The sequence below is a fragment of the Nostoc sp. CMAA1605 genome, assembly GCF_021596505.1.
In the GTDB taxonomy this organism is placed as follows: Bacteria; Cyanobacteriota; Cyanobacteriia; order Cyanobacteriales; family Nostocaceae; genus Trichormus.
In genome coordinates, this window is record NZ_PJIZ01000157.1 from 1 (window position 1) to 12,673 (window position 12,673).

The 12,673-nt window shown below is 43.5% G+C and carries 12 protein-coding genes and 2 pseudogenes; 4 read left to right on the forward strand and 10 right to left on the reverse strand.

Annotation, left to right across the window (positions count from 1 at the left end; all coding sequences use genetic code 11):
* Positions 1–365 (reverse strand): 6-phosphogluconolactonase (pgl, locus tag CV014_RS28835; RefSeq protein WP_236145150.1); only part of this gene is annotated, 365 nt, incomplete at its 3' end.
* Between the two features lie 542 nt (positions 366–907).
* Positions 908–1,153, reverse strand: coding sequence for a photosystem I iron-sulfur center protein PsaC (gene psaC / locus CV014_RS28840; protein ID WP_010997613.1), 246 nt, complete (start codon positions 1,151–1,153; stop codon positions 908–910).
* A gap of 403 nt (positions 1,154–1,556) precedes the next feature.
* Here psaC and CV014_RS28845 point away from each other — a divergent pair, with 403 nt between their 5' ends.
* Positions 1,557–2,036, forward strand: a complete 480-nt coding sequence (locus CV014_RS28845; RefSeq protein ID WP_236145160.1) for a hypothetical protein — start codon at positions 1,557–1,559, stop codon at positions 2,034–2,036.
* Between the two features lie 360 nt (positions 2,037–2,396).
* Here the strand turns inward: CV014_RS28845 and CV014_RS28850 are convergent, their stop codons facing one another.
* From CV014_RS28850 to CV014_RS28880, 7 genes and pseudogenes are all read right to left on the reverse strand, one after another.
* Positions 2,397–2,888: a DUF1822 family protein gene (locus tag CV014_RS28850; protein WP_236145151.1), complete on the reverse strand. Its 492-nt coding sequence runs from the start codon at positions 2,886–2,888 to the stop codon at positions 2,397–2,399.
* A gap of 41 nt (positions 2,889–2,929) precedes the next feature.
* Positions 2,930–3,181: a sigma factor-like helix-turn-helix DNA-binding protein gene (locus CV014_RS28855; RefSeq protein ID WP_236145152.1), complete on the reverse strand. Its 252-nt coding sequence runs from the start codon at positions 3,179–3,181 to the stop codon at positions 2,930–2,932.
* A gap of 108 nt (positions 3,182–3,289) precedes the next feature.
* A complete protein-coding gene (locus CV014_RS28860; RefSeq protein ID WP_236145153.1) occupies positions 3,290–3,610 on the reverse strand; it encodes a hypothetical protein in 321 nt (106 codons plus the stop codon).
* Positions 3,611–3,867: 257 nt separating this feature from the next.
* A complete protein-coding gene (locus CV014_RS28865; RefSeq protein ID WP_236145154.1) occupies positions 3,868–4,017 on the reverse strand; it encodes a hypothetical protein in 150 nt (49 codons plus the stop codon).
* A gap of 37 nt (positions 4,018–4,054) precedes the next feature.
* Positions 4,055–5,124, reverse strand: a pseudogene (locus CV014_RS28870) (LOG family protein).
* A gap of 195 nt (positions 5,125–5,319) precedes the next feature.
* Positions 5,320–5,679, reverse strand: a pseudogene (gene trxA / locus CV014_RS28875) (thioredoxin); the annotation flags it as partial.
* 483 nt (positions 5,680–6,162) lie between these two features.
* Positions 6,163–7,326, reverse strand: a complete 1,164-nt coding sequence (locus CV014_RS28880; RefSeq protein ID WP_236145156.1) for a GuaB3 family IMP dehydrogenase-related protein — start codon at positions 7,324–7,326, stop codon at positions 6,163–6,165.
* A 390-nt stretch (positions 7,327–7,716) separates the two neighbouring features.
* Between CV014_RS28880 and CV014_RS28885 the strand changes: the two genes are divergently transcribed.
* Positions 7,717–10,146 (forward strand): endonuclease MutS2, encoded by a 2,430-nt coding sequence (locus CV014_RS28885; RefSeq protein WP_268964960.1) that lies wholly within the window; start codon positions 7,717–7,719, stop codon positions 10,144–10,146.
* Positions 10,147–10,190: 44 nt separating this feature from the next.
* Here the strand turns inward: CV014_RS28885 and CV014_RS30285 are convergent, their stop codons facing one another.
* Positions 10,191–10,316, reverse strand: a complete 126-nt coding sequence (locus CV014_RS30285; RefSeq protein WP_268964956.1) for a hypothetical protein — start codon at positions 10,314–10,316, stop codon at positions 10,191–10,193.
* A gap of 445 nt (positions 10,317–10,761) precedes the next feature.
* Here CV014_RS30285 and CV014_RS28890 point away from each other — a divergent pair, with 445 nt between their 5' ends.
* Both CV014_RS28890 and CV014_RS28895 read left to right on the forward strand, forming a co-directional pair.
* Positions 10,762–11,367 carry a DUF3038 domain-containing protein gene (locus tag CV014_RS28890; RefSeq protein ID WP_236145158.1) on the forward strand — a complete coding sequence of 202 codons (606 nt, stop codon included), beginning with the start codon at positions 10,762–10,764 and terminating at the stop codon, positions 11,365–11,367.
* A gap of 21 nt (positions 11,368–11,388) precedes the next feature.
* Positions 11,389–12,673, forward strand: a 1,285-nt coding sequence (locus CV014_RS28895) for a DUF4335 domain-containing protein (protein WP_236145159.1), incomplete at its 3' end; no start/stop codon positions are given.

Below are 12,673 nucleotides of genomic sequence, written 5' to 3' on the forward strand. Positions count from 1 at the left end.
TGTAGGTGCTGTTCGTATTTAGTGGCAGATAGCTCTGGATTATTATCCAAAGTGGGTACAGCATGAATATTGGCGGCAGGAATATCAACCCGATCTAGCCAGGCACGACGCGCCATTAATTCATTACTATCGGGGTGATCTGGGGGAACATAGCGTTCATCTCCCCAAAACACATGGATTTTGTCCCAAGGTAATTTTTGTTGGGCGATCGCTTCATACAACGGCTTCGGTGTGCTGCCGCCAGATAAGGCGATTGTAAATCGTCCTTGCTGTTTGATGGCAGTATCTAACTTCGTCAGGATCAAATCTAGCGATCGCGCAATTAACGCTGACTGATCCGGCAGGACTTCAATCTTTTTGTTCATGGCTTCATCATCACATTGCCGTCTTCCAGCAATACAATACCGAACTTATGACAACTCACCTTTTTAACTTTTGAAACTTTTAACATCAGCAAGTAAGCAGTCATAAGTCAACACATTCCATGCTTATCATTTTCTGGGGTGAGTTGTCAGTAGTCGTGGGTACGGAAAGGGAGGCAGGGGGCAGGAGGCAGGGGGGCAGGGGGCAGGGTGCAGGGGGAAGATCAAAAATGTAGGTTTTTTACCAAGTGGTGAGTAATGACTATCAGACTAACGATAAAGTAATCTTTTCACTAACCCCCAAACCCTTACACCCTTACACCCCTACACCCCTACACCCCTAAACCCTTACACCCTTACACCCTTACACCCCTACACCCCAAAAAAAAGGAGCTGCTTGCCCCTTGTGCCTACTAGGTATACTTAATAAATTTCTAGTTTGAGTTTGTCAGATGGGCGATCGCCACCCATCTGAACTAAAGCTAAAGATGCTTGCTATCGAGACAATGAATGGAAAACGCCATAAAGAACTGACAATGAGTTCTTTAGTAAGCTAGACCCATACTGCGAGTCGTTTCTGCGCCCAGGTAAACCCGAATGCTCAAAAAGTCGGTGGGGCAAGCAGTTTCGCAACGCTTACAGCCTACACAGTCTTCTGTACGGGGGGAAGAGGCAACTTGAGCAGCTTTACAGCCATCCCAAGGAACCATTTCTAGTACGTCAGTTGGGCAAGCGCGGACACATTGGGTGCAGCCAATGCAGGTATCGTAGATTTTTACGGTATGAGACATTGAAAAAACGGCTCCTTTCCAGTGTTCTTTTCTGTGAAAGAATCATAATCAAGGCATAGTTTACCGCAGTCGCTTATACGCCGTAAGTAAAAGGCTACATAACTTTAAACAATGTAATAGGCACTTTGAAAAACCAGATTTTAGGGAATATCCCTATTTTCCTGGAAATCAGCCACATCACAGCCACGTATTTACCCTTATCGCGCTCCCATAGAAATTTCGTTTGTAAATATATGTAAAGCTAAATAGAAATTGTTAAAAATTATGTACCATTAGTAACTTATTGTACTCATCAGTAATCATCTATAGATGATTAGATGATTTTGTCACGGATCTAATCTTCGGCTTCTAGCTGAGAATAATTTGCGAAAATTATCTTAATTTTATTGGCGGTGGAGTTTAAATATTTGTGTGGCGTAAATTTACTGTTACTGTTGCTGTTAGTGTAAGTATTGCATTATCTGTAGCGGGTTGTACGGAAGATAAAACTTCCCAGTGTCATCGACTGATTCAAGTAGTGAATGAGGGAAATGCTCTCATTGATCAAAAGAAAGGACAGCAGGTGATCACAAGTTTGCAACTATCCAAGGATTTAGTAGCAATTACCCAATCTTTAGAAGAACTAAAGTTATCAGATCCCCAGTTACAAGAGATTCAAACTGGTTTTATCAGAGTTTTCCAAAATCTCAGCCAAGCGATCGCCAAAGCTTCACAAGCACTGGGAACGGCTAAAAATGCCGAAGCATCACCATCAGGTAGAGAAAAACTGGAGAAAGCCAGAAAAGAAATTGACACCGTACTGACTAAAGCAGCTAGCACTGCGGGTAAGGATTCCGATGTACTAGTAAAGCGACTTAATCAGTATTGTAGTCAACCAAAGTAGAAGTCTATTAGCTAACCTGATTTTCCGTCACTTGGGTAATGTAGCGAAGAATGGAGTCAAAATCTTGACGAATTTGAGTGAGCGCTTAGTGCTGTTGATTGAAGCCGGAGTCCATTTAATCGTTGACGCATTGATGTGTCCATACCGGATTGGCGAACGAACCAGAGCAAAAAAGCTCTAATCAGGATAATGGTTTTCTCATATTATTTTGTTGTGATAAGAGAGTTGATAAATCTCACGCAGAGGCGCAGCGAAAAGTCGGAGCGGAGGTTGCCTCCGCTCTGAACTTTTCAAGACAGAGGCGCAGAGAGAAGAAGAGGTCAATATTACACTTCAAATGTTCTGGTTTGTTGGGAATCGCTATGAGTTAGATTTCGCTAGTTCTATTTCGCTCAAATAAAGTAGAAAATCTTCTAATGTTTGCAACTGATTCAGGGTGGTTTCGGCTTGAGCTTGGGGTGTAAAACCTAAGATTGTAGCCTCTGTTAATTCTGCGTTGAATTGTACAGCAACATAACCGATTCTATCCTCCGAAACTTCGGGCGGAATTTCACAGATTTCGGCTTTTGGTAATACTGGACGGCATTCTATTTTACCGATATTTTTTACTGCTAAATCAGCTACATTCATTAATTGAATTGTCAGATAATTCTGGCTATCACTAGAAAACCAATCAGTCTCAAATCCCATACATTGAAGATAATGTTCTACTGTATACACAGCTAAGGTATTGAGATAAATCTGTTGTCGCTTCTCAGGGTTAGTAATGCCTTGGCTATATTCTTGCGCTATAGCATGAGCTTTATTAGATAGAGTTACACTAAAAGTTAGTTGATCAGTGATGCTATTCATAGACAATTCTCCCTAATTTTTATTCTCAATTAATTCAATTTCTATATATATTTCTTTAAGTAAGTAATAATTTTACGCATCCTGCGCTGGTAAAAACTAGAAGCCGTCGAGATTGACACACCCAATTCCTCAGAAATCTCTTGCCATCGTTTCCCTTCTAATACCAAAAGCAGAATTGCTTTTAAATTCGCTTGCGGATAGCCTTGAATGTAGTCATTTTTTAAAATATTTTCAGAATCATTCTCAATAATTTCTCTTAATTGCTGTTGCTCAGAATATATTTCATTTTCCATAGGCAAATCTTTGTTGAGTTCGTCTAATGCCAGTATAGGAACAACTTTTTGATGCTTAGGAAACTGAGTTATGCCTCTTTTTTGGTCTTTTTTGGCGACATCGGAAATTCACCGAGAAAAGATAATATTTACCCATGCCATTACAGGATATTCAGGGTTATATTGTTCAATTTTTTGACAAACTTCTACAAATGTAATTTGTAATGCTTCATGATAATAATCTTCATAGTTGGGTGATTCTATCCACTGAGCTTGCTTACTCAATTTCCCAGAACCCCGAATTGCATTGAGCAGCTTATTTAAAGCTATGCGCCGCTTTGCTCTATCTGTGGGGTTTTGACTATCAGCCGGATATCGCTTGGCTTCATTTACTAGCTGTTGTAATTCTTGGTTGATAGTGTCATCTCTTAGGGGCAAATCATTCGTCATCTCACACTCCGATCGCACCAGTAGTTCTGATCTCTATCTGGTTATCTTCCCGTGGCTTGGGGTTTTACGCAAAGGGAGTAGTTTTCCCAACAGTTTTTTGATGACACCATCAGTTGAGCCAATTACCAAGCACCTTTGGGGAGGGTGTAGGGGTGTGGGGGTGTGGGGGTGTAGGAGGAAGAAAGAGCAGCCAACCTAATCCTTGGGTTCTTTTTAAATTCCTGTTCAACATCTTCAACCTCTATACCCTGAAACCCTTATACCCGTAGACCCCCTAATGAACAAGCAAGACAACTTTTGGTAGCATCTGGAGTGAAATTGAGCAAAAGATTATCTCGAATAGCAGATATTTCATGTAGCGATCGCATGACTAACTGATACCGTTTCTTGATGTAGAGACGTTGCATACAACGTCTCTACATCATTGATCTGTTTGGCGCAAATTTATTTTTTTTCTGGATGTAATTGCTCTTTGGCCGCAGGAATACCCATCTGATTAATTGCGGCAATCATTTGGTATAAACGTCCTAAATCCCGTTGATTAAAGTATAAAACTAGGCGTGGTAAATCAATAGTTTCGTCTTGGCTTTCTTGGGGTAAAGCCTGACTCTTTTCTATTTTCCCTTTGACAAGGATATCGCTAAATTGCTCATTTAACTGACCTACCTCTGCATCCGATAGTTCTTGCATTAAACGAATGACTAATAAATCGCCTACATAGCGACTAGAGTGATAAACCTGATAAAAACGGGTAATAGCGTCACAAGCAACTTCCAAGTTATCAGTGACAGTGTAAAGGCTCGGATCTTCAGGACTGACTAGACCTTGCTTTACTAAATGCTCATTGATGTATTGACTCCAAGATTGCCAATAATCACCGCCAGGATGGTCTATTAAAACTAATGGTACAGGGCCAAATTTACCAGTCTGACTCAATGTCATACACTCGAAGGCTTCATCTTGAGTACCGAAGCCACCAGGAAATAAGGCTACAGCATCACTTTCTTTGAGCAGAAATAACTTACGAGTGAAGAAATATTTAAAGTGAATGAGTTTCGGATCGCCCTCAATGATGGGGTTAGCTTGCTGTTCAAAGGGTAACTGAATATTTAAACCAAAAGAATTTTCTCGCCCTGCACCTTCATGACCAGCCTGCATAATTCCACCACCGCCGCCTGTCATGACCATAAAACCTAACTTGGTGACAGCGCGTCCAAATTGCAGTGCCATTTGGTACTCTGGAGTTTCTGGTGCTAGTCGCGCTGACCCAAAAATAGTCACCTTGCGGACGTGTCGATAGTCATAAAATAGTTGAAAGCCTTGCTCCATATCAGCTAGAGCAGCAGACAATATCTTCCAATCGAGGCGGTCAATATCACTATCAGCTAGGCGAATAATCGTACTAAAGCCTGCTGAATGAATTGCCGATGTTTTAGACTCGGTAAGCGATCAATTAATCCAGCGATATCCGCTTGGAGAGACTCGAATGTGTCAAACGACGCAGATGAAGTCATGAGAACTGCCAACACAATGGCATTACATTTTACCTAATTTTGGTGATCAATGTATTAACCGGTAAAGATAGTCTTGAATTCTGGCGATGAGGTTGCTCTACTCAGGCGATCGCCATTCATCAAATTAGATGCCCACACTTTACCGATAGGTTAGTGTGGGTAGTTGACTCCAAATGCTCTTCTAACAAGGGTAGACTACCGAGTTTGGCCCAGATGCTTATCCAAGGTATTAGATAGTGTAGTTTTAGGTACTGCACCGACTACCATATCAACCTTTTGTCCACCTTTAAATATCATCAAGGTGGGGATACTGCGGATACCGTATTGGCTGGCAACTTGAGGATTTTCATCCGTGTTGACTTTTACAACTTTCAGTTGACCTTCGTACTGAGCTGCGATTTCATCGACAACAGGAGCTACCATTCTGCAAGGGCCACACCAAGGGGCCCAAAAATCGACTAAAACAGGTACATCGCTATCGAGTACCTCTTCCTTAAAAGTAGAATCTGTAACTTGTGCGGCTGCTGACATGCCTAAAAACCTTTGCCAATTATATTTCTGACTTTCGTGAAAATTCTACCATAGCAAAAACATCGACCAGAAATATATGGATGTACATTTACAAAGAAGTCCAGAATTTATTCACAAATTTCCGGACAAAAGGAACCGCCCGAACAGTAGTCCGGGCGGAGTGTGGTGTGAGGAGTGAACGGAAACATGCGTCTCCGCTATCTCTATTGTAGGCGACAGATGGGATTTTTCCAGTGAATGTTTGAGACTCTGGAAAAAATTCCTGAAGGATTTCAAGTATTTATCCATTAAGGATTAGGTATTTATTATGTGTGGGGGTGTAGGGGTGTGGGGGTGTGGGGGTGTGGGGGTGTAGGGGTGTAGGGGTTTCAGAAATGATGAATTTCTCTATGATTTTACAATCATGATGGATTTCTTGATTAAAAACCCAGACTTCTCAAGCTTTTTTCTATTCCCTATTCCCTATTCCCTATTCCCTATTCCCCATTCCCCATTCCCTATTCCCTATTACTTACCCATGCCTAATTGTTGGGCTTTTTGATAAACCTTACCTTCGGTTAACAAAGAAGGAGCAATTACAACTTCAACTTGCTGCATTTCTTTGATATCTTTTGCCCCTAAAGTTCCCATACTAGTTTTTAAAGCACCCAAAAGATTATGAGTACCATCATCTAGACCTGCGGGGCCGGTGAGAATTTGGGCTAAAGAACCAGTTGTACCAACGCGAATTCGTGTTCCACGAGGTAATACAGGGCTGGGAGTCGCCATACCCCAGTGAAAGCCTCTTCCTGGGGCTTCTGCGGCTCTAGCAAAGGGAGAACCAATCATGACACCATCAGCACCACAGGCAATACATTTACAGATATCGCCTCCAGTGATTAGACCACCATCAGCAATGATGGGGACATATTTACCTGTGGCTGCAAAGTATTCATCACGAGCCGCAGCACAATCAGCGATCGCAGTTGCTTGGGGTACACCCACACCCAAAACCCCACGGGAGGTACAAGCCGCACCAGGGCCTATTCCCACTAACACAGCTGCGGCTCCAGCCTTGATTAAATCTAAAGTAACTTCATAGGTTACACAGTTCCCCAACACCACGGGAATCGGCATAGAACGGCAAAATTCAGCTAAGTCGAGGGGTGTGATGGACTCTGGTGATAAGTGAGCCGTGGAAACCACTGTAGCTTGGATAAAAAATAAATCTGCTCCAGCTTTTGCCACTACTTCACCGTACTTGCTCGCACCTGCTGGAGTTGCACTGACAGCAGCAATACCGCCTTGTGCTTTAATTTCCTGAATACGTTTTTCAATTAATTCTGGCTTAATTGGCTCGGCATACAGTTCTTGCATTAAGGAAACAAATTCATCTTTGCCTACTGATGCAATCCGATCCAAAATAGGGTTTGGGTCAAGATAGCGAGTTTGGATACCCTCTAAATTGAGAACACCCAATGCCCCAAGCTGTGATAACTTAACAGCCATACCCACATCAACCACACCATCCATTGCACTGGCAATAATGGGAATTTCTCGTTCGATATTACCAATTTTCCACCGAGTATCGGCTAAACTCGGATCTAGTGTTCTGTTACCAGGGACTAAAGCAATTTCATCAATGCCGTAGGCTCTACGAGCTGTCTTCCCCCGCCCAAGTTGAATTTCCACGCTGTTAACTTTTCTAAAATCTGTTCTAGCTAGGGTATCAAATTGTGAGATAAATTGCAGCGTTTTTTTTTGATTAGGACTTAGGGATTGGGGATTAGGGATTGGGGATTAGGGATTTTGTGGAAAGTCTCTAGCTTGCTTCCCGCAGGGTACAGAGGTTTCCTACAAACAGAACTTGCCAAAACGGATTTTATATTTAATCCAATCCCGAATCCACACACTGAAAAGTTAGGTACTAGCAAAGAAACTACAATTTTCCCTTCCCCTAACTCCCCTGCTTTCTACAATCCCCAATCCCCAATCCCCAGTCCCCAGCACCCAATCCCCAGTCCCCGATCCCTGAAGTCAACTAGAATTGTTACAATATTTGTCAGATTTGATGTTGCAGCCTTGATCCAATCTGAAACTTTAGAACTACTGGAATGGCATCGTTTATGCCAGCACCTCTCCACATTTGCCGCTACTAAGTTAGGGGCGATCGCGTCTTTGCGTCTTCAAATTCCTGCGTCTCAAGCAGCAAGTGAGGATTTATTAGCACAAACTCAAGAAGTCTATCAGCTAGAAAGTCGCGTCACTACAGGATTATCTTTTGAGGGAGTTCAAGATATTGGGGATTCCCTAGAACGGGCTGAACTCCAAGGGATTTTGGCTGGGGATGAATTGTTAGCGATCGCTACTACTTTGGCTGGGGCGAGAAATTTACGGCGTGTTATTGATAACCAAGAAGATTTACTCATATTAAAAGAAATAGTCGCTGAGTTACGGACTTATCCTGAATTAGAGCAAGAAATTCACCGTTGTATTGATGAGCGAGGACAAGTAACTGACCGCGCTAGCGTCAAAATCGGAGAAATACGCACGGAATTGCGGAGGTTACGGAGTCAAATCACCCAAAAACTCCAAAATATCCTTCAGGTAAAATCAGGGGCAGTCCAAGAACAAATTATTACCCAACGGGGCGATCGCTTTGTTATCCCCGTGAAAGCACCCCAAAAAGATGCTATTCCTGGTATTGTTCATGACACTTCAACTAGTGGTGCAACTCTGTACATTGAACCGAACTCAATTGTGCCGATGGGCAACCAATTGCGGCAAACACTCAGAAGAGAACAAGCAGAAGAAGAAGCAATTCGGCGGGCATTGACGGAGCAAGTAGCAGCCGTGAAGCCCGATTTGGAAAGATTATTGGCAATTGTCACAACATTAGATTTGGCAACTGCCAGAGCTAGATACAGTTTATGGTTACAAGCTAACCCCCCCAGATTTGTAGACAGAGAACAACAGGAAATTATTACCTTAAGACAATTACGCCATCCCCTATTAGTTTGGCAACAACAACATGAACAAGGTCATGCCGTAATTCCCGTTGATTTACTAATCAGCCCACATATCAAAGTAGTGACAATTACAGGGCCGAACACCGGAGGTAAAACAGTCACTTTAAAGACACTAGGATTGGCAGCATTAATGGCCAAAGTGGGTTTATTTGTTCCAGCCCGTGAACCAGTAGAAATCCCTTGGTTTGACCAAGTATTGGCAGATATAGGTGATGAACAATCCCTACAGCAAAGCTTATCTACCTTCTCAGGCCATATTCGTCGGATTAGCCGCATTTTAAATGCGTTGGCACTGGAGACTGGGGAAGCAGATGGAACAGTCAATAGTCAGCAGTCAATAGTCAACAGTCAAAATTCCCTCGTCTTACTTGACGAAGTCGGTGCGGGGACAGATCCGGCCGAGGGAAGTGCTTTGGCGATCGCACTTTTACAATATTTGGCTGATCATGCCCAGTTAACAATTGCGACAACTCACTTCGGGGAATTGAAAGCCCTCAAGTATGACGATGCACGATTTGAAAATGCTTCTGTAGAGTTTAATGAGACGACTTTATCGCCTACCTATCGCCTATTGTGGGGGATTCCTGGACGTTCCAACGCTTTGGCGATCGCTTTGCGTTTGGGTTTGAAACCAGAGGTGGTAGAACAGGCAAAAACGCAAGTGGGAGAGGCTACGGATGAGGTGAATCAGGTGATTGCCGGGTTAGAAGCCCAACGCCGTAGCCAAGAAACCAAAGCCGCAGAAGCACAAAAACTCTTACAGCAAGCCGAACGTTTGTATAAAGAAGTCTCAGCCAAAGCCGCCGCCTTGCAAGAAAGAGAACAGTCTTTACGGGCTTCTCAAGAAGTCGCTGTACAACAGGCAATTACTCAAGCTAAAGGTGAGATTGCTAAGGTCATTCGCCGCTTGCAACAGGGTACAGCCACCGCCCAAGATGCCCAACAAGCAACTAATGCTATCAATCAAATTGCCCAAAAGTATCAACCAGCACCACCGCCCAAACCAAAAATTGGCTTTATGCCCAAAGTAGGCGATCGCGTCCGCTTGTCTCAATTCGGGCAAACAGCCGAAGTGTTAACTGCACCTACCGATGATGGGGAGTTCAGCGTCCGCTTTGGCATCATGAAAATGACTGTCAAGCTACAAGATATCGAATCGCTTGACGGTCAAAAACCTGAACCCATTGCCAAACCAAAACCCAGTCCCACCACAGTTACACCACCACCCCAAGCCGCCCCAGCCATTCGCACTTCCCAAAATACCGTCGATATACGCGGTAAACGGGTGGCAGATGCAGAAATCATTGTAGATAAGGCAATTTCCGAAGCCCAAGGTCAAATTTGGATTATTCACGGCCACGGTACTGGTAAATTGCGTCAAGGTGTCCATACTTTTTTACAACAGCATCCCAGAGTCAGCCGCTTTGAAGCAGCAGAACAGGCCGATGGCGGGAGTGGGGTAACGGTTGCTTATGTTGGTTGAGGCAGGGGGTTGGGGACTGGGGATTAGGGACTGGGGACTGGGGATTAGGGAATAGGGACTGGGAGACAAGGTAGACAAGGTAGACTAGGGAGATTTGATTTTAATATCCGATGCCCTGTTTGCCCAATTCCCCATGCCCAATTCCCCATGCCCCAGTCCCCAGTCCCCATTAAATAAATTTTTCAGCAATAAACATCACAAGTATTAGATGATAATTTTTTATCTCTAGATTATTGATGGATTGATGATGCTGGTCTTGAACAATTTAGGATGAAATTAATTCAATATCTTCATTTATCTTTATTTATACTTTTGTACTGAAATCACGGACTAAACAGGTAAATCCTACAAACAAAATCTACCTTCTACACTGTTGAAAATAAAAATTCATCTTGTAGAGTAAGACAGTGACAATTGCTGTTTATAGGGGTATGGGGGTGTAAGGGTGTAGGAGTATAGGGGGGTGTATAGGGTAAAAGACATTATTTCCCTCCCCATGCCCCCTGCCCCATGCCCCCTGTTTATGCCCCTACCTTGATCAGAAACCAACTGTCGTTCGTAACAGTCTGGTTTCAAAATGGGTAACAGCAACAGCCCCTATCAGCCTGATCACCTATGCTAAAAGTTATGCACTCGGCCGCTGATTCAGCCACTCCCAATTCTCAGTGGGAGGAGTTAACTAAACTTCCCAATCCCAATGTTGTGCAATGGGAAAACATTAAAACCCAGTTAGATTTGGTGCTGATGGCACTAGAAACTTTAACTGGTATTGGTTCTGAGGCAATGCTCTCAGCCGCACTTGATTTGAATTTGGAGTCGAGAGTGCCAGATCGCGTAGCTTTATGGCGACTGCGACAGTCGAATCCCATACGCAAAGGTCAAGGAGGGCGAAAAAAACTAGATGTGGAAGAAGCGCGATCGCTAGTTCTGATTATTTGTCATCTTGCCAAACAGCACCAGGAATTGATTCGCCGTGGTGTTGGACTACTAGAACAAATGGCGGCAAAAAATCGAGAACCTCATCAGGTTGCTTTACTGGGGGATTACATTGATGCTTTCTGTAACGTTTATCAAGAACGCATGGAAGAGGATGAGCAAATCTCAACGGATCTACTTACCAACTTGGCACTCAAACTGCTAATCGATTTGCTGTTTTACAGCGCACCTGGTGGACATCGCCGTCTCTGGTTAGCACTCATAGACCGTTCCGCAAAAATTTGAAAACATCTCGTTTGTCCTGCCATGCCTCTATCAAATTCTGTCATTCGTCGCTACACACCTCCTACTTGCACTCTAGAAGTATTAGCGCAAAGTTCTCCTTTATCTCGTTGGATGGGGAAACCTGTACTTAAGCAGTTAACCTTTGAGTTACGCTTTGATGATCCGGCCTTGCCAGAAGAACGGCGCGTGCCAATCAGAGGCGATCGCGACCAACTAGAAGCATTATGTGATGCTGTCACTACGTACGTACAAGAACTTCTTCAGCAGTCACCGGAAACCTTTTGCTTCAGTTTTTCTGGTCTTCAAGATTCTACTCAAGTACCAGATAACACAGAATTAACAGATTTTCCATCAGAACCTTTATTAGCCAAAACATCAAATAATTCTACATCCCCAATTCCAGGGTCAAAAATCTACTTAGAATCTACCAATTATTTAACTCACAATTTATATCTCGGTTCTCTGGCTAATCAAACCTCTGGTGCTGTTATTCCTCTGAGTCTTTTACAACTGTTCGATTTAGCCAATGCTTTAGATGAATATACCGCCGATGTCTTGGCACTACCTATACTCAACCAAGGTAGTTCCGTAGTACGCTTCCCCACCTGGGTAACTGTAGCGGCGATGTTTGTCATCGCTATTGGTTTAACGCCTTTGACTTGGCAATATGCTAGCAATCTGCGGACAAAGCCAACACAAACAGCTAAAACAGCAGATTCCCCAGATACACAAATTGCCCTACAAACCCCACCTGCACCTAATTTCCCCGCACCTCAAACTACACTTACCCCTAACACTTCATCATCCCTACCTCTGGCTTCTACGCCTCCATTACCTGAAGCTAACAGTCTGCCTATTAACAGCCTGCCATCCTCTGGTGCGAATCTCTCTAACACAAATACCAATACTGCTTTAGCACCAAATGCCGTTACTGAAAAACAGACTACAAGCTCATCCCCAATTCAAATTCCATCAGGGTCTAGTAATCCCTCACTTAACATCCCAGACCAACTGACAATTCAGTCTAATCCTCCAATAGCCAGGAACTCAAATGAATTGGGAATTCCTCTCAAGCGGGATTTACCGCCTAGACTCGCCTCTACTCCACCTGCTCCCGTGCCGCCACCCTTGGCTACTTTGCCAAATCCCATTCCTAGTACCATTCCGCGACTATATTCACCAACAACTGTCCAACAGTCTCAAGCTAGAATTAGTTCCTCTGGAACTACCTCATCTGATGAGGCTGAAACGAATTCCCTGGCTAGAAGATTAAGAGGTGAAGCAAATAAACCCACACCCACAGAAG